This window comes from Streptococcus sp. SM5, from assembly GCF_027497975.1.
Genome location: NZ_JAJNSC010000002.1, coordinates 53,722 through 70,157, shown reverse-complemented (window position 1 = coordinate 70,157; position 16,436 = coordinate 53,722). Strand labels below are relative to the sequence as shown.

Annotated in this window: 17 protein-coding genes, 1 pseudogene and 1 other annotated feature; of the genes and pseudogenes, 7 read left to right on the top strand and 11 right to left on the bottom strand. The window is 38.7% G+C overall.

All coding sequences use genetic code 11. The annotated features are described in order from the left end of the window. Positions 1 to 24: 24 nt before the first annotated feature. The 3 genes from era to ybeY are packed head-to-tail and all read right to left on the bottom strand — an operon-like array spanning position 25 to position 1,812. Positions 25 to 924 (bottom strand): GTPase Era, encoded by a 900-nt coding sequence (gene era, locus PAN07_RS01620; protein WP_269796794.1) that lies wholly within the window; start codon positions 922 to 924, stop codon positions 25 to 27. Next, entirely contained in the window at positions 924 to 1,334 is a 411-nt protein-coding gene (locus PAN07_RS01615; RefSeq protein ID WP_269796793.1) for a diacylglycerol kinase family protein, read from the bottom strand. The genes era and PAN07_RS01615 overlap by 1 nt, the downstream gene beginning before the upstream one ends. After that, positions 1,315 to 1,812, bottom strand: coding sequence for an rRNA maturation RNase YbeY (gene ybeY, locus PAN07_RS01610; protein ID WP_269796792.1), 498 nt, complete (start codon positions 1,810 to 1,812; stop codon positions 1,315 to 1,317). The genes PAN07_RS01615 and ybeY overlap by 20 nt, the downstream gene beginning before the upstream one ends. 104 nt (positions 1,813 to 1,916) lie before the next feature. Between ybeY and PAN07_RS01605 the strand changes: the two genes are divergently transcribed. Both PAN07_RS01605 and PAN07_RS01600 read left to right on the top strand, forming a co-directional pair. After that, complete coding sequence (locus PAN07_RS01605) at positions 1,917 to 3,572, top strand: NFACT RNA binding domain-containing protein (protein ID WP_269796791.1); 1,656 nt, start codon at positions 1,917 to 1,919, stop codon at positions 3,570 to 3,572. A gap of 49 nt (positions 3,573 to 3,621) precedes the next feature. Next, complete coding sequence (locus tag PAN07_RS01600; RefSeq protein WP_269796790.1) at positions 3,622 to 4,470, top strand: YitT family protein; 849 nt, start codon at positions 3,622 to 3,624, stop codon at positions 4,468 to 4,470. A 100-nt stretch (positions 4,471 to 4,570) separates the two neighbouring features. On the opposite strand, the gene PAN07_RS01595 is transcribed toward PAN07_RS01600, so the two are convergent. Beyond that, positions 4,571 to 5,950, bottom strand: coding sequence for an FAD-dependent oxidoreductase (locus PAN07_RS01595; protein WP_269796789.1), 1,380 nt, complete (start codon positions 5,948 to 5,950; stop codon positions 4,571 to 4,573). A 310-nt stretch (positions 5,951 to 6,260) separates the two neighbouring features. On the opposite strand from PAN07_RS01595, the gene PAN07_RS01590 reads away from it, so the two are divergent. The 3 genes and pseudogenes from PAN07_RS01590 to PAN07_RS01580 form a co-directional block, all read left to right on the top strand. Further along, positions 6,261 to 7,181 (top strand): FAD:protein FMN transferase, encoded by a 921-nt coding sequence (locus PAN07_RS01590; RefSeq protein ID WP_269796788.1) that lies wholly within the window; start codon positions 6,261 to 6,263, stop codon positions 7,179 to 7,181. Positions 7,182 to 7,215: 34 nt separating this feature from the next. After that, a complete protein-coding gene (locus PAN07_RS01585; RefSeq protein WP_075567449.1) occupies positions 7,216 to 7,821 on the top strand; it encodes an NADPH-dependent FMN reductase in 606 nt (201 codons plus the stop codon). A 17-nt stretch (positions 7,822 to 7,838) separates the two neighbouring features. After that, positions 7,839 to 8,963, top strand: a pseudogene (locus tag PAN07_RS01580) (NAD(P)H-dependent oxidoreductase); the annotation flags it as partial. Between the two features lie 158 nt (positions 8,964 to 9,121). Here the strand turns inward: PAN07_RS01580 and PAN07_RS01575 are convergent. The 5 genes from PAN07_RS01575 to rplJ all read right to left on the bottom strand — a co-directional run bounded on the left by PAN07_RS01575 (position 9,122) and on the right by rplJ (position 14,110). Then, positions 9,122 to 9,379 (bottom strand): DUF896 family protein, encoded by a 258-nt coding sequence (locus tag PAN07_RS01575; RefSeq protein WP_036754683.1) that lies wholly within the window; start codon positions 9,377 to 9,379, stop codon positions 9,122 to 9,124. Positions 9,380 to 9,408: 29 nt separating this feature from the next. Beyond that, entirely contained in the window at positions 9,409 to 11,445 is a 2,037-nt protein-coding gene (glyS, locus tag PAN07_RS01570) for a glycine--tRNA ligase subunit beta (protein ID WP_269796787.1), read from the bottom strand. Between the two features lie 281 nt (positions 11,446 to 11,726). Then, positions 11,727 to 12,644, bottom strand: a complete 918-nt coding sequence (gene glyQ, locus PAN07_RS01565; protein ID WP_269796786.1) for a glycine--tRNA ligase subunit alpha — start codon at positions 12,642 to 12,644, stop codon at positions 11,727 to 11,729. 523 nt (positions 12,645 to 13,167) lie between these two features. After that, positions 13,168 to 13,536, bottom strand: a complete 369-nt coding sequence (rplL, locus tag PAN07_RS01560; RefSeq protein ID WP_006148388.1) for a 50S ribosomal protein L7/L12 — start codon at positions 13,534 to 13,536, stop codon at positions 13,168 to 13,170. A 73-nt stretch (positions 13,537 to 13,609) separates the two neighbouring features. Then, complete coding sequence (gene rplJ, locus PAN07_RS01555; RefSeq protein ID WP_001287271.1) at positions 13,610 to 14,110, bottom strand: 50S ribosomal protein L10; 501 nt, start codon at positions 14,108 to 14,110, stop codon at positions 13,610 to 13,612. A gap of 38 nt (positions 14,111 to 14,148) precedes the next feature. Then, positions 14,149 to 14,284: a sequence feature (ribosomal protein L10 leader region), on the bottom strand. A 170-nt stretch (positions 14,285 to 14,454) separates the two neighbouring features. Between rplJ and PAN07_RS01550 the strand changes: the two genes are divergently transcribed. Both PAN07_RS01550 and PAN07_RS01545 read left to right on the top strand, forming a co-directional pair. After that, positions 14,455 to 14,982, top strand: a complete 528-nt coding sequence (locus PAN07_RS01550) for an ECF transporter S component (RefSeq protein WP_075567399.1) — start codon at positions 14,455 to 14,457, stop codon at positions 14,980 to 14,982. A gap of 18 nt (positions 14,983 to 15,000) precedes the next feature. Continuing rightward, positions 15,001 to 15,516, top strand: coding sequence for a transcription repressor NadR (locus PAN07_RS01545; protein ID WP_269796785.1), 516 nt, complete (start codon positions 15,001 to 15,003; stop codon positions 15,514 to 15,516). Here the strand turns inward: PAN07_RS01545 and PAN07_RS01540 are convergent. Together PAN07_RS01540 and PAN07_RS01535 are read right to left on the bottom strand one after the other, a co-directional pair. Further along, on the bottom strand, positions 15,513 to 15,980 hold the full coding sequence (locus tag PAN07_RS01540) for an 8-oxo-dGTP diphosphatase (RefSeq protein WP_269796784.1): 468 nt from the start codon (positions 15,978 to 15,980) through the stop codon (positions 15,513 to 15,515). The two genes, PAN07_RS01545 and PAN07_RS01540, sit on opposite strands and share 4 nt — an antisense overlap. A 19-nt stretch (positions 15,981 to 15,999) precedes the next feature. Continuing rightward, positions 16,000 to 16,434 carry a hypothetical protein gene (locus tag PAN07_RS01535; protein WP_269796783.1) on the bottom strand — a complete coding sequence of 145 codons (435 nt, stop codon included), beginning with the start codon at positions 16,432 to 16,434 and terminating at the stop codon, positions 16,000 to 16,002. Positions 16,435 to 16,436 lie beyond the last annotated feature (2 nt).

Below are 16,436 nucleotides of genomic sequence, written 5' to 3'. Positions count from 1 at the left end.
AAGCAGGCATGAGCCCACCTCTACTTAATATTCTTTCTCATTATAGCCAAAGTCAGCCAAATCTAGCTTTTTATCACGCCAGTTTTTCTTGACCTTTACCCAAGTTTCTAAGAAGACTTTATCCCCTAGCATGAGCTCGATATCCTTACGCGCAAGGGTTCCGATCTTCTTGAGCATGGCGCCACCTTTTCCGATGACGATACCCTTTTGACTGTCACGTTCAACCATGATGGTTGCTCGAATATGAACCTTGTCCGTCTCCTCATCACGCTTCATAGAGTCCACCACAACTGCAACAGAATGAGGGATTTCCTCACGAGTTAAGTGAAGAACTTTCTCACGAATCATTTCTGAAACCAAGAAGCGCTCTGGGTGGTCTGTAATTTGATCAGCTGGGAAATATTGAAAACCTTCTTCTAAATTCTCACTTAAGATATCTACTAAATGTGATACATTATTTCCCTGAAGAGCCGAGATGGGTACAATCTCTTTGAAGTCCATTTGATTACGGAAATCATCGATTTGTGCCAAAAGTTGATCCGGATGAACCTTATCAATTTTATTAACTACTAAAATTACGGGAACTTTTGCAGCTTTAAGACGTTCGATAATCATATCGTCACCCTTACCACGTGGCTCATCTGCAGGAACCATAAAAAGCACGGTATCCACTTCACGAAGGGTGCTATATGCTGACTCTACCATAAAATCTCCGAGCGCAGTTTTAGGTTTGTGAATCCCTGGAGTATCGATAAAGACAATTTGTTCTTTATCAGTGGTATAAATTCCCATGATTTTATTACGCGTTGTTTGCGCCTTATCACTCATGATGGCAATTTTTTGCCCCATTACGTGATTCAAAAATGTTGACTTCCCAACGTTAGGACGTCCTAAAATAGCTACAAAGCCTGATTTAAATGTCATTATTTCCTCATTATCATAAATAGTGTATCCCAAATTCTAGGGATAAAGATTAGTAAACCGATCAAAGCTGCTAAAACAGAAACAACAAGGACTGCACCTGCAGCCATGTCCTTAGCCTTCTTTGCCAGCATGTCGAAGTGATAATGGCTAGCCAAATCCACAACATTTTCGATAGCTGAGTTAAGAATCTCAAATGCTATTACCAAGAAAATGCTTAAAAGAAGAAAAAGCCATTCGATTCGTGATACCCGAAAAACAAAACCTGCAAGAATAACAATTATGGCTGTCACCACATGTTTTCTCATATTTCGTTCTTCCTTAATCGCAGTCAAAATTCCTGTAAAAGCAAATTCCAAACTTGTGATTAGGTCACGATTTTTCCATTTTCTTTTATTGTCTTGTGAGTCCATAGGCAGTCAAAATTTCTTCCTGTAAACCGAACATCTCCGCTTCTTCTTCGGGAGTGTAGTGATCATAACCGTTAATATGTAAAAAGCCGTGTACTGCCAAGAAGCCCATCTCACGTTCAAAACTATGACCGTACTCTTGAGCTTGCTCATGCGCTTTATCAATAGAGATGAATAGTTCGCCAATATAGGCATCAAATTCTGACAACATATCTGCCAAATCAGGATCATTAGCTAAATCTTCTTCATCAAAAGAAATCTCTAGCTCGGGCTTGTATTCAAGACTGATGACATCAGTTGGACGATCTGTATCTCGATACTCTAAATTGAGTTCATGACTCCGCTCATTCGTCACAAAAGTAACTGCCATCTCCTTGTCTTCTTTTCCTAACTTTTTGGCAGCAAACTCTAAAATTTCTTGAGTTTGTTGTAGAATTTCGTTTGAAACTTTTCCAGTTTCATCTACTATTTCAATAAACATGTGTTTCTCGATTCTCTTTACTTGGCTTTATTATACCATATTTCTATGATTTTATTCTACCTTTTTGATATAATACTATGTAATACAATCACGAGGAGAGAACCATGTCATTTGACGGATTTTTTTTACACCACATGGTTGAGGAATTACGAACAGAATTAGTAAATGGTCGTATCCAGAAAATTAATCAACCTTTTGAGCAAGAATTAGTCTTGCAAATTCGAAGCAATCGTAAAAGTCATCGTTTGCTCCTTTCTGCCCATCCAGTTTTTGGTCGTATTCAATTAACTGAATCAACTTTTGAAAACCCTGCACAGCCATCAACCTTTATTATGGTTTTAAGAAAGTATCTTCAAGGTGCTGTCATTGAATCTATCCAACAAATTGATAATGATCGTATCGTGGAAATCACAGTTTCTAATAAAAATGAAATTGGAGATCATATCCAGGCTACACTCATTATTGAGATTATGGGAAAACATAGCAACATCTTGCTTGTAGATAAAGCAAATAACAAAATACTTGAAGTTATCAAGCACATTGGTTTTTCTCAGAATAGCTATCGGACCTTATTACCGGGAGCTACTTTCATCGCTCCTCCAAGCTCAGATGACTTTAATCCTTTTACTATTAAGAATGAAAAACTATTTGAAATTCTCCAAACTCAAGAATTAACTGCAAAGAATCTTCAACATCTTTTCCAAGGATTGGGACGTGATACAGCTATGGAATTGGAGAAAATTCTCCTTGATGATAAATTAAATACCTTCCGTAATTTTTTCTCTCAAGGAACCAAACCATACCTAACGGAATCCTCATTTAGTCCTGTACCTTTCTCAAATCGTGTAGGTGAACCTTTTTCTAGCCTTTCCGAATTGCTGGATACCTACTATAAAGACAAGGCCGAGCGCGACCGTGTCAAACAACAGGCTAGCGAACTCATTCGCCGTGTGGAAAATGAACTACAAAAAAATCGTCAAAAGCTTAAGAAGCAAGAAAAAGAACTCCTTGCTACCGAAAATGCTGAGGAATTCCGACAAAAAGGTGAGTTATTAACGACTTTTCTTCATCAAGTTCCAAATGATCAAGACCAGGTGGTTTTGGATAATTATTACACTAATCAACCGGTTACCATCGCACTTGATAAAGCTTTAAGCCCAAACCAAAATGCACAACGCTACTTCAAGCGATATCAAAAATTAAAAGAATCAGTCAAGTATTTAACAGACTTGATAGAGGAAACTAAGTCAACCATTCTCTATCTTGAAAGTGTTGAAACAGTCCTCAATCAGGCTGGACTGGATGAGATTGCTGAGATTCGCGAAGAATTAATTCAGACAGGATTCATCAGAAGACGTCAACGTGAGAAACTTCAGAAACGAAAAAAACCTGAAAAATATCTTGCTACTGATGGTAAAACCATTATCCTAGTCGGTCGTAACAATCTTCAAAACGACGAATTAACCTTCAAAATGGCTCGTAAAGAAGAACTTTGGTTCCACGCCAAAGACATACCTGGTAGTCATGTCGTCATTACTGGAAATCTCGACCCTTCTGACGAGGTTAAGACAGATGCTGCTGAGCTTGCTGCCTACTACTCAAAAGGACGCTTATCAAATCTAGTACAAGTTGATATGATACAGGTTAAAAAACTCAACAAACCTACTGGTGGGAAGCCTGGATTTGTTACCTATACCGGTCAAAAAACTCTTCGTGTTACTCCAGATCCGGATAAAATCCAATCCATGAAATTAAATTAAGCTCCCATGTCACAATTTTCAGTGCAATAGAAAGGAGGTCTTTCTCTGAATGTATAACCATATAAAGTCTATCATGACTATCATACTAGGTGCTGCTATATTTGCCTTCGGACTTACATATTTTGTAGTCCCCCATCATCTATTTGAAGGTGGAGTCACTGGTATCACCCTAATTACCTATTATCTCTTTAATATCCCTATCTCATTGATGAACATCATCATCAATATCCCTCTCTTTATCCTTGCCTGGAGAATTTTTGGAGCAAAAACCCTATATTCGAGTCTCCTTGGAACTATATCCGTATCCGTCTGGTTGGCTATCTTTGAAAAAATCCCTCTTCAGTTTAATCTTGAAGGTGACTTAGTCATCGTAGCCCTTGTCTCAGGAGTACTCTTAGGAGTTGGCTTAGGAATCATTTTTAACTCTGGTGGAACTACAGGTGGAACTGATATTGTCGCTCGAATCCTTAATAAATATACTAATATTTCAGTCGGAAAATTACTTTTTGGATTAGACTTCCTAATCCTGATGCTGATTTTAATCATCTTCCAAGATCTTCGTCTAGTAACCTATACCCTTCTATTTGACTTTATCGTATCTCGAGTTATCGATTTGATTGGAGAGGGTGGTTATGCTGGTAAAGGCTTCATGATCATCACTCAAAAGCCAATCGAACTAGCTGATAAAATTAATGACGAGCTTGGACGTGGTGTTACTTTTATTTCAGGTCAAGGCTACTACAGTAAAAACGATTTAAAAATTGTCTATTGTATCGTAGCAAGAAATGAAATGGTTAAGATGAAAGAAATGATCCATTCTGTAGATCCTATGGCCTTTATCACTATTACTGAAGCCCATGAAATCCTAGGAGAAGGATTTACATTTGACCCAAGGTAAACTAGCAATTTAAAACAGAAAAGCAACCTAATCATAGGATTGCTTTTTTATTTCAATATACAAAAAAACAGAAGAGCATGCTCTTCTGTTTTAATAGATATTATTTTTCAGCTGACAATGCTGCCATTGTGATGTAGTTGTATGGTTTGTTGAAGTGTGGCAAGAAGAATAGGTCAGTCAATGCCAATTTATCAATTGTAACATGTTCTTGGATAGCAAGTGAGAACATGTGGATAGCCATACCGATAGCTGAATCGCGAGATACCATTTGAGCACCAAGGATTTCACGGCTGTCTTTATCAAAGACAATCTTGATAGCTACTTCATGGTTGTCATGTTTCATAAATTCTGGTTTTTGAAGGTCGTTAAATCCAGTTTCAGTAGCATTGTAACCAGCAGCTTTAGCTTTTTCAAGTGTCAAACCAGTTGAAACCATGTGGAGACCATAGATTGAGATACCATTTGATCCTTGAACACCAATTCCTTCAAGTTCATGTCCACAAGCGTTGTAAGCACCAACGATACCAGTACGAACAGCGTTTGAAGCAAGCGCGATGTAGCTAGTGTCTTTACGAGCGTTGTCATAAACAGTCGCACAGTCACCAACAGCGTATACACCTGGGATAGATGTTTCTTGTTTCTTGTCTACAAGGAAAGCACCGTTACGGAAGAGTTCGATCTTACCGTCAGCAAGAGCAGTGTTTGGACGGAAACCAACTGCAAGAACAACCATATCAACGTCAAATGTTTCTTTGTCAGTTACCAAGCGTTCAACTTTACCGTCACCTTCGATAGCTTTAACAGTTTGACCAAGTGCCAAACGGATGTTGTTGTCTTCCAAGTTCTTAGCCATCATTTGAGTGAAGTCTTTGTCGTAGTATCCGTTCAATACTGTGTCAACGATATCAACAAGGACAACTTCTTTTCCAAGACGTTCGAAAGCTTCAGCAAGTTCAACACCGATGTATCCACCACCTACAACAGCGATGCGCTCAAGGTGTTGGCTCTTGTCAGCAAGTTTGTTGATAACTTCTTCAGCATTTTGGTACAACTTAACAAATTGTACGTTTTCAAGAGTAGTCTTGAATTCACGGTTTCCTTTAACAATTTCAACACCTTCAATTGGAGGCAAAATTGGTGTAGAACCAGTAGCGAAGATCAACTTATCGTATGATTCTTTGTGTTCTTTTCCTTCAACTTCTGCAGTAACAACTTTGTTATCGTAGTCGATTGAAAGTACAGGTGAGTTCATGTAAACTTTCGCACCTTTAGCTTCAAGCTTTTCTTTATCAGAGTAGAACAAGCCTTCAGCACCGTCGATTTGCTCACCAATCCAAAGTGCCATTCCACATCCAAGGAATGAGATATTTGAGTTTTGGTCAAATACAACGATTTCGTTTTCGTTTCCAAAGTTGTCCAACATAGTGTTGATACATGCAGTTCCAGCGTGGTTAGCACCCACAACTACGATTTTACTCATAAGATAAATCCTACCTTTAATTATTTTTTTCCTTAATATTATAACACTTTCTGTTAGCGTTTACAAGTTTTTTTGTTTGAAATTACTTAATTTTGACTATAAATAAAAAGTTAATCTATTATAATTAAAACTTATTTAATATCTAATTTTTAATAATTATTATTTTGAGCATTTTTCTTGACTTTTTATAAAAAGCAATTTGTGAAAACGCTGACTTTATGATATTCTATTTATATGGAAATAAATTATAAATTTCTTATTAATTCAAGATTTATAGCTATTTCCGAGTGATTTGAAGGGAGTTGATTCTTTGTCTCTCAGTTCATCATCTGAGCGATTAATGGGAACTACGATTACTATTTCCTTAGTACATGAACAAGCGGATAATCTTCTCCGTCAAGCTTTTGATTTGCTCAAGGAACTTGAATTTCGCTTCAATGCTAACAGTACTGAATCTGAATTAATGGAAATTAACTACAAGGCAGGTATTGCCCCAGTTAAAGTCCACCCAGATTTGTTTGAACTGATTTCATTAGGTCTAGAACACAGTCTAGCACCTAAAAGTCATCTCAATATTAGTATAGGGCCTTTGGTTCAAACCTGGCGTATTGGTTTTTCCGATGCAAAGCTTGCAAGCCCTGAAGAAATTGCTTCAGTCTTACCACTAATAGATCCTCATTTTATTAAACTCGATTCAGTCAATTCTACAGTTTTCCTAGAAAAAAAGGGAATGAAAATTGACTTAGGGTGTTTAGCAAAGGGGTACAGTGCAGATAAGGTTGCAGCTTTCTTAAAAGAAAACGGCGTCACTTCTGCTCTTATCAATCTTGGAGGAAACATCCTCACAATTGGGAACAACCAATCAAAAGATGGACGTCCGTGGCAAATCGGCATTCAAGATCCAACTCATACACGTGGTAATCACCTGATGACCTTATCTGTTACTGGAAAATCAGTTGTTACTTCGGGTATTTATGAACGGCACCTTGAAATTAATGGAAAGGATTATCATCACATTTTTGATAGTGAAACCGGCTATCCCATTGAAACGGATTTAGCGAGTTTAACCATAATATCTGACCGTTCAGTTGATGGGGAGATATGGACCACACGATTATTTGGCGAACGTAGCGCTTCTATTATGTGGCAAGTCGAAAATATTGAAGGTATAGAAGCCATCCTCATTGACAAAGATGGACGCTTAGCTTGTTCATCTGGTATCCAACGATAAATAATTAATAATGCAAAAAGAGAAAGGAAAGCCCATGCTTAAACTTATTGCTATTGTAGGAACTAACTCAAAACGTTCCACAAACCGTCAACTGCTTCAATACATGCAGAAACACTTTGCTGATAAAGCAGAAATCGAATTGGTAGAAATTAAAGATCTACCTGTATTTAACAAACCAGCCGACAAACAAATTCCAGCTGAAGCTATGGAAATCGTAGCTAAAATCGAAGCAGCTGATGGTGTTATCATAGGTACACCAGAATACGACCACTCAATTCCGGCTGTTCTTATGAGCGCCCTAGCTTGGATTTCTTACGGAGTATTCCCACTTTTGAACAAACCAATTATGATTACAGGTGCTTCATATGGTACACTCGGTTCATCACGTGCTCAATTGCAACTTCGTCAAATTTTGAATGCACCTGAGATTAAAGCAAATGTTCTTCCTGATGAATTCTTGCTTTCTCATTCTCTTCAAGCATTTGATCAAAATGGTGACTTGGTAGATCTTGATGTCATCAAGAAATTGGATGCCATCTTTGATGACTTCCGTATCTTTGTTAAAGTTACTGAGAAATTGCGTAACGCACAAGAGCTTCTTCGCAAAGATGCTGAAGATTTTGATTGGGAAAATTTGTAAGATAGGAGATCGAAAGAATGAAATTTGTTGGACTTGTTGGATCAAACTACGATCAATCATATAACCGCAAACTCTTGGAGTTCATCCGCCGTCAGTTTAAATTTAAATTTGAACTAGAAGTTTTGGAAATCGATGAAGTTCCAATGTTTAACCAAGACGAAAAATGGGACAAAAGTTTCCAATTGCGTTTCTTGTATAATAAGATTACACGCGCTGATGGTGTCATCATCGCCACTCCTGAGCACAACCACACTATTTCTGCTTCACTTAAGTCAGTCCTTGAATGGCTTTCATACGAAGTTCATCCATTTGAAAACAAACCTGTTATGATTGTGGGAGCATCATACTACGACCAAGGTACTTCACGTGCCCAAGTTCATCTACGAAAGATTCTAGATGCACCAGGAGTAAATGCATACACATTACCAGGAAATGAATTCCTTCTTGGAAAAGCCAAAGAAGCTTTCGATAACGATGGAAACATCACCAACGAAGGAACTGTTAAATTCCTTGAAACTTGCTTAGATAACTTTGTTAAATACGTAGGAGTCGTTTCGAAATTGAAAAAACCAAAACCAATCGAACCAGAAGACTTGGATTGTGGAAGACCAATTGCCACAACTATTACAGAAGTTGATCCAGATGATCCAGAATGGGTAGAAAAAGTTGCAGAAATTACAGGTGCTGTTTCAGGTGATACATACGTCAAACTTGACCATGGTATTCTTACAGTAAACCAAATTGATATGTTCTTGAAAGCTATGCCTTTCGAATTGACATATGCTGATGATAACAACCAATTCCTTTACTACAACAATGTTCATCAAGACCCTAATACTATGTTTGCGAAGCGAGTTCCTTCCCAATCAGGTGGCCGAATGTCAACAATCCATGGTTCACTACCACCCGCACGTATGAAAAATGTAGAGTGGGTTATCGGTACACTTCGCAATGGAAACCAAGAATACGTACGTACCATTGTTCCAGGTTCTCCAGCTGGTGTCATTAATACTCACAACTACCAAGCTATGTACTATCCTGACGGATCATACGCCGGTATCAATGAAATCGTATTCAACTTCCAACCATGGCTTGACTGGTACCTACAAGAAACTGGTCAACGGCTAGTCGCTGGTAACGGTTCTGTTCTCCCATCAACAAACCATGGTAGCGGAGCTGAATCTTCTAATAATAGTGCAGACGCAACTTCTGGAGCAAGCAAATAGTTATATTGTCAACTACATTTAGCTTCATCTTTACATAAAAACTCGGTTAGGTAAATCTAACCGAGTTTTTCAATTTATGAATTTGGATCATCCAAACTTCTTCCGTGCAAACCTTTTTCGCGTTGGACTTGACGAAGTTTTTCTGGGGTAACATCATTACCCTCTTCATCGACGATTTTGATTCCTTCAACGTGATGACGAACTGAACGACGATAGCCTTCGATATACTCTTCACGAAGTTTGGCTTGTTCTACTTTTTCTTCCGCAGTCAAGCCTTCTGTTTTTTTCTTTTTAGCAAGTTCATTAATACGAGCGATTTTTTCTGGTGTCATATTTGGATCTCCAATCTACTTTTCAATTACTATTTTGTATTAAGAAGGTTAAAAGCAGCCACTGTTTTTGCTTTATTGACAAGTTCAGCTAGAATAGCCAAACGGTTATTCTTAACCTTCTGATCTTCAGCCATAACCATAGTGTTATCAAAGAAAGCATCAATAACTGGGCTAAGGCCAAATAGTTGATCTAATTTATCACTTGCTGAACCTTTCAATTCAAGTTTTTCTACTGCTTGAGCTAATTCTTTTTCCTGGTCATTTTCAAAGAGACTACCATCAACTTTGACTGAAGCTTCTGCTTTCTCTGCTAGGTTAAAGGCACGAGATAATGACTCAACGGCTGGTTTGTAGCTACTGTTTTTAGATGCATTTGTCAATGCTTCTGCGGTTGCAATCATATCAGAAACAACAAAGTTTGAACTTGCCAGAACAGCCTCTTTAATATCTTTTGCAGTTGAACCCATCATCTTATCAACACGAGCTTTAATGAAGTTAAGTACCTCTTCTTGGTTATCGTAGGTTAAACTATCAAACGATAAAGCATAAAGGCTCGCAATCAACTCGTCCATTGGAATATGCCAACCGAAGTCTTCTAAAATTCGAACAATTCCTTGTGTTGCACGACGGAGGGCATAAGGGTCGTTTGAACCAGATGGAATCAAGCCAACCGAGAAGAAAGATAAGAGAGTATCTAATTTATCAGCTAGTGCAAGGATAGCACCAACTTTAGACTCAGGAAGGGCTCCGTCAGCTGAATCTGGAAGATAGTGCTCACGAATAGCTTGTGCTACTGCCGCATTTTCACCTGCAAGAAGAGCATACTTCTCACCCATGATCCCTTGAAGCTCATCAAATTCACCAACCATACCGGTTAAGAGGTCAAATTTATAAATGGCTGCAGCACGAGCAAGATCAATAGATTCATCAACCGATAAACCAGCTTTTTCTGCTAGCAGGATAGCAATCTGCCCTGTACGAATCATGTGTTCACGAAGAGAACCAATCTTTTCATGGAAGGTAACGTGTGAAAGTTTAGCAACTAAATCTTCAATCTTGAGTTTTTGGTCTTCACGCCAGAAGAATTCACCATCTTCCAAACGGGCAACTAAGACTTTCTCATTTCCTCGAATGACATTTTCCAAGTGTTCAGCATTTCCGTTACGAACTGAAATAAAGTTTGGTTTTAGATTTCCTTCAAGATCACGGACAACAAAATAGCGTTGATGAGTTTCCATTGAAGTAACCAAAACTTCTTCTGGAACCTCTAGGTATTTAGGATCAAAATTACCAATAAAAGCAGTTGGATATTCAACCAGATTCAAAACTTCATTCAAAAGTCCCTCATCAACCTGAACTTGAACACCTTCTGATGCTTCAATAGCCTTGATTTGTTCACGAATCATATTTTCGCGTTCAATACTGTCAGCAATGACATAGACTTTTCGTAAATCCTCTTCGTAACTATCAGCATGACGAATTTCCACTTCATGTCCAAGGAAACGATGCCCACGGCTTACTCGTCCAGAGTGAATATCCAAGAAGTCCATATCAAGAGCTTCATCATCCAAAAGGACTATCAAAGTATGGACAGGACGAATGTATTCAAAGGTATTATTTGCCCAGTGCATACTTACTGGGAAGCTAAGGCTAGCCAATACTTCTGGAATCCCTGTCAACACTTCCTCAGCAGATTTTCCAGCTTCATGCTTGGTTACATAGACATATTCTTCACCTTTAATTTCACGGAATTCAATGTCATCTACCGTCAAACCTTTTCCACGGACGAATCCTTGAGCTGCTTTAGAAAAGTTCCCTTCTGCATCCAAGGCGATTTTCTTAGAAGGTCCTTTAAAATCTTCAGTCAAATCTGTTTGCTGGTCTGCTAAACCAAGTACACGAACAGCCAAACGACGTGGAGTTGAGAAAGTTTGAATCCCTTCGTATGAAAGGCGATTTTCATCCAAGAAGGCTGCCATTTTTACACCTAGTTGTTTTTCACTTGGTGTGACAACGTAGGCTGGTAACTCTTCGAGTCCTAGTTCTACTAATAAGTTTTTTGTCATGTTTCTTCCTTTACAAAATTCTTTTTCTGATAGGCACCTTAGGTACTGGGGACGTCGCTAACTAACTTTGTGAGTCTGTAGGGAAATCTTTTGTTTTCTTGACATAGATTTCCAACAGTCTCATCAAAGTGGATTTAGCCAACTGATTTTTGAACCTCACGTTTCAAAAATCCCCATATACCAGTACGGCGGTGCCTATCCCATTAGCAAGTCTCCGACTTGCCTCTGGGTTCCATATGGGCTCACTTTGTTCGCCCCTTTTCCATTCTTGTAACTCTTTTTTATTCTTCCTCTTCTGCTAGGAGTTTTGCACGGGTTGCTTCGTCGAGAAGTGGGTAGCCTAGTTTCTTACGTTCTGCGACGAAGGTTTTGGCTACAACACGGGCCAAGTTACGGATGCGGGCAATGTAGCCGGCACGTTCTGTAACAGATACAGTACCACGAGCGTCGAGTAGGTTGAAGGTATGTGAACATTTCAAAACGTAATCATAGGCTGGATGAACAAGGCCTAACTCTAACGCACATCCTGCTTCTTTTTCAAATTTCTCGAAGTTAGAAAGAAGCATATCTTGGTCTGAAACTTCAAAACTGTATTTTGAGTGCTCGTATTCTGGCTGAAGGAAGATTTCTCCATATTTAACTCCTGGAGCCCATTCGATATCATAAACAGAATCTACTTCCTGGATGTAGGAAGCCAAACGTTCTAGCCCATAGGTTACCTCAGCAGTAACAGGACCAGTTGCCAAACCACCGACTTGTTGGAAGTATGTGAACTGCGTGATCTCCATACCGTCAAGCCAAACTTCCCATCCAAGACCAGCTGAACCAGTTGATGGATTTTCCCAGTTATCTTCAACGAAACGAATATCGTGTTCCAAAGGATTGATCCCCAATTTTTCCAATGACTCCAGGTAGAGTTCTTGGATATTTGATGGTGATGGTTTCATGACCACTTGGAATTGGTGGTGTTGGTAAAGACGGTTTGGGTTTTCACCGTAACGCCCATCTGCTGGACGACGAGAAGGCTCTACATAAGCCGCGTTCCATGGCTCAGGACCGATGGCACGGAGGAAAGTATAAGGACTCATGGTTCCCGCACCCTTTTCATTATCATACGCCTGCATGAGCATACAACCCTGGTCATTCCAGTATTGTTGCAAAGTAAGGATGATTTCCTGGAAAGTCAATTTTTTAGACATGTTTTACTCCTTTTTTCTATAATTTCTTGCGACACGAGTCTGCCTCGTCGATTATACGATGCAAGACAAGTAAGTACTGCGTCTAGCTCAGGCGCCCTAGTGCTGAGCGTGGGGCAGACCGACTGTAAGGAGGTCTCTGCCACTAACGCAGTAGAAGGTTAGTTTTTTAGACATCCTCTTCTCCTTTTTATAAATTCTTGCGACTTTGGATACAAAAAGAACCGTGTCTTTACTCCTAAGTCAAGCGACCTAGGGGCGTTAGAAACGCGGTTCCACCCTAATTTATTACTTCATTTATTTAAAAATTTTACCAAAAGCGCCACACTTATCTCTCAACCACCTGACTCTCACTACCACAGGCTCGCTTAGGATTTACTGATAAGATATTCTTTCTTGACACCTATTATAACAAAAAGTAATTAAGAAGTAAAATTTTTTTATATTAAACATAAACAAAGAGAAACCGCTACTCCTAAGAATAGCGGTTTAATCATGTTTTTAAGCTACAAATGTAGTCGCTCTATTATTTAAGAGTAACTGAAGCTCCAGCTTCTTCCAATTTAGCTTTAAGTTCTTCAGCTTCTGCTGCTGCAACACCTTCTTTAACAAGTGCTGGTGCACCATCAACAAGTTCTTTAGCTTCTTTAAGACCAAGACCAGTGATTTCACGTACAACTTTGATAACGCCGACTTTCTTGTCGCCTGCAGCTGTCAACTCAACGTCAAATGAGTCTTTAGCAGCACCAGCGTCAGCAGCACCAGCTGCAGCAACAGCTACAGGAGCAGCTGCAGTTACACCAAATTCTTCTTCGATAGCTTTTACAAGGTCGTTCAATTCAAGGATTGAAGCTTCTTTAATTTCAGCAATAATGTTTTCAATGTTCAATGCCATTGTTATTTCCTCCAAATAAGTTTAAATTTAATTTTTTATTTTTTGTAGCTAGGCTACGCTGCGTAGCTTAAGATTAAGCTGCGTCTTCTTTGTTGTCTGCAACCGCTTTGACTGCAAGAGCAACGTTGCGCACTGGCGCTTGAAGTACAGAAAGGAGCATAGAAAGAAGTCCTTCGCGGTTTGGAAGAGTTGCAAGAGCAATAATCTCTTCTTTAGATGCGACAGCGCCTTCGATTGCACCACCTTTGATTTCAAGTGCTTCAGCGTTTTTAGCAAAGTCGTTCAAGATTTTCGCTGGTGCGATAACATCTTCGTTAGAAAATGCTACTGCAGATGGTCCAACAAAAACAGATGCAAGATCTTCAAGACCAGCTTTTTCAGCTGCACGACGTAAGATTGAGTTTTTAATAACTTTATACTCAACTTCGCTTCCACGAAGCTCACGACGAAGAACTGTATCTTGTTCAACTGTCAAACCACGAGCGTCTACAACGACGATTGATGCAGCAGCTTTCATTTTCTCAGCTACTACGTCAACTAGTTCCGCTTTTTTAGCAATAATTGCTTCACTCATTAGTGTGTTCACCTCCGTAATTATTTTGCTTGGGGAATTTTTCCAAAAGAAAAACGCGCCCAAACCTAGACACGAAAGTACAATACGCTTCTTTTTACATGATACGTTTTGTCCTCGGTAGGATATTTATGAGTCTTGCTCCCCTACTGTCTTAGGCAGTTTTTTCAAACCGTTTATTAGTTTAACATACTTGAGAATATAAAGCAAGAGTTTTCTCCTTTTTTTTAAAAAAATTTCTTTTTTATTTTAGATTGAGATGTACATGTGACAAGAGTTTTTATACTTGACATGTCTGTTTTTTTATTGTACTATACAACTGTATATACACTTAAAAAGGAGTTATTATGAATACACATAAGAAAACACAATTTATGACTTTGACAGCACTGCTGACTGCTATCGCAATCTTGATCCCCTTAATAATGCCCTTCAAGATTGTTATTCCACCCGCTTCTTACACTCTAGGAAGCCACGTTGCAATCTTTATTGCTATGTTCCTTTCTCCTTGGATGGCAATCTTTGTCATTATAGCTTCTAGCCTAGGATTCCTCATGGCTGGTTATCCAATTGTCATTGTACTTCGAGCTTTCTCCCATATCTTTTTCGGAACTTTGGGAGCCTTCTATCTTCAAAAACATCCTCAAACCTTAGATAATCCTAAATCCTCTTTGATTTTTAACTTTATACTAGGTTTAGTTCATGCCATCGCCGAAGTTTTTGCATGTATTATCTTTTATGCAGGAACTGGAACGAATGTAGAAAATATGTTTTATGTCTTATTTGTCTTGGTAGGTATTGGTACAATTATTCATAGTATGGTAGACTATTACTTAGCGTTAGCTGTTTATAAAGCATTGAAAAAACGCCGTTAAGCGTTAAGAAAGAAGAATATGACAAAAAATCGAAAAGAAGCACTTCTACAACTCTTAAAAGAAGCTCAAAAACCTCTAAACGGAAAAAGCTTAGCAGAACATTTTCATGTCACTCGCCAGATTATCGTTCAGGACATTGCAGTTCTTCGTGCAGACGGTGCTCCTATCTTATCAACCAATCGTGGCTATATTTATAAAGAAAGCAAAAACAATCCGTATGTTCACAAGCTGTTTAAAGTAAAGCACGAGATGGAAGAAATCGGTCAAGAACTTCTAGCTATCGTCGATAATGGGGGACGTGTTCAGAATACCTTAATTGATCATCCTGTCTACGGGGAAATTGAAACCTTGCTCAAACTCTCTTGTCGCCGTGACGTTCAGCATTTTTTAGAGCAAGTCGAACGGTCTGACTTTAGAGCACTTTCTGAATTAACAGATGGCGTCCATTATCACCTAGTCGAAGCTGAAAACGAACAAGACCTCCTCTATATCGAGAAGGCCTTGGACAAGTTAGGTTATTTAGTAAAGGATTAGAATATTTTCTTTTCCCATCCATCTTCTGTACGGTGACGGTAGAAAAATTCAGACTTGTCTGGAGCTTCCATCATCTCCATCAAAGGTAACATATCATAGGCCAGATCCAAATTTGGAATCTGGTCTTTTTGTACCCATGAAACCTCTCCTTCTTCAGATGATTGGAGAGTACCAGTATACTCAGTTGCCTTATAACAAAAGACAATGTAACGCTCACCTGTATCTAGTGGCCAATTTTTAATGCCGACCATTTGAGGATTTTGAATTGTCAAACCTGTTTCCTCGTATATCTCACGAATAACAGATTCAGCAAAAGCCTCTCCATTTTCAACATGACCTCCTGGAAAAGCGTAGCCAGACCAGTGGTTGGTTTCTGGTGATCGATACTGCATAACCACGCGCTGCTTTTCAAGGTCCTCAATCAAACAAATATTGGTAAGAATGGTTAATTGTGCTCGGGACATAGGACTCACTTTCTAATCTTCAATTCTCTATCATATATTTAATTTTAGACTTCATAATCAAGGGATTAATCCAGTCGTGATATTCTCGAATATCATCAAGAAAAGATCCTCTATTAATCCTTATCTCCTTGTCTTTAGTATTAACTTGATAGTCTATACTGACAGGAATCGATGAGTCTGGAATGAAAGATAGGAAAAAGAATATCATCAACCAGATTAAAAGAGCGAAAAAGCCACTGAGAGCCTGAAAAATTAGATGATACCATTGAAAAATTCTAGTTTTATAGAAGATTGTCCATGGATGAATAAACAAGGTTAAGCCAAGGGCAAAAAACCAGATATTCCACACAATAGGTGTAAAAGCTAATCCGAACAAGCCTAAGATAAGATGAATCAGGACAAATACTAGGAACAGAAGGTAAATTACCCTAAATATAGTTAGATGTTTTAGCATGA

Excerpts from the sequence above, each read along its gene's own strand:
- ybeY (WP_269796792.1), bottom strand. The coding sequence starts at position 1,812 with ATGTTTATTGAAATAGTAGATGAAACTGGAAAAGTTTCAAACGAAATT.
- PAN07_RS01595 (WP_269796789.1), bottom strand. The coding sequence starts at position 5,950 with ATGAGTAAAATCGTAGTTGTGGGTGCTAACCACGCTGGAACTGCATGT.
- PAN07_RS01540 (WP_269796784.1), bottom strand. The coding sequence starts at position 15,980 with ATGTCCCGAGCACAATTAACCATTCTTACCAATATTTGTTTGATTGAG.
- PAN07_RS01600 (WP_269796790.1), top strand. The coding sequence starts at position 3,622 with ATGTATAACCATATAAAGTCTATCATGACTATCATACTAGGTGCTGCT.
- rplL (WP_006148388.1), bottom strand. The coding sequence starts at position 13,536 with ATGGCATTGAACATTGAAAACATTATTGCTGAAATTAAAGAAGCTTCA.
- glyS (WP_269796787.1), bottom strand. The coding sequence starts at position 11,445 with ATGACAAAAAACTTATTAGTAGAACTAGGACTCGAAGAGTTACCAGCC.
- era (WP_269796794.1), bottom strand. The coding sequence starts at position 924 with ATGACATTTAAATCAGGCTTTGTAGCTATTTTAGGACGTCCTAACGTT.
- rplJ (WP_001287271.1), bottom strand. The coding sequence starts at position 14,110 with ATGAGTGAAGCAATTATTGCTAAAAAAGCGGAACTAGTTGACGTAGTA.
- glyQ (WP_269796786.1), bottom strand. The coding sequence starts at position 12,644 with ATGTCTAAAAAATTGACTTTCCAGGAAATCATCCTTACTTTGCAACAA.
- PAN07_RS01575 (WP_036754683.1), bottom strand. The coding sequence starts at position 9,379 with ATGACACCAGAAAAAATCGCTCGTATTAATGAACTTGCTAAAAAGAAA.
- PAN07_RS01535 (WP_269796783.1), bottom strand. The coding sequence starts at position 16,434 with ATGCTAAAACATCTAACTATATTTAGGGTAATTTACCTTCTGTTCCTA.
- PAN07_RS01605 (WP_269796791.1), top strand. The coding sequence starts at position 1,917 with ATGTCATTTGACGGATTTTTTTTACACCACATGGTTGAGGAATTACGA.
- PAN07_RS01585 (WP_075567449.1), top strand. The coding sequence starts at position 7,216 with ATGCTTAAACTTATTGCTATTGTAGGAACTAACTCAAAACGTTCCACA.
- PAN07_RS01550 (WP_075567399.1), top strand. The coding sequence starts at position 14,455 with ATGAATACACATAAGAAAACACAATTTATGACTTTGACAGCACTGCTG.
- PAN07_RS01545 (WP_269796785.1), top strand. The coding sequence starts at position 15,001 with ATGACAAAAAATCGAAAAGAAGCACTTCTACAACTCTTAAAAGAAGCT.
- PAN07_RS01615 (WP_269796793.1), bottom strand. The coding sequence starts at position 1,334 with ATGGACTCACAAGACAATAAAAGAAAATGGAAAAATCGTGACCTAATC.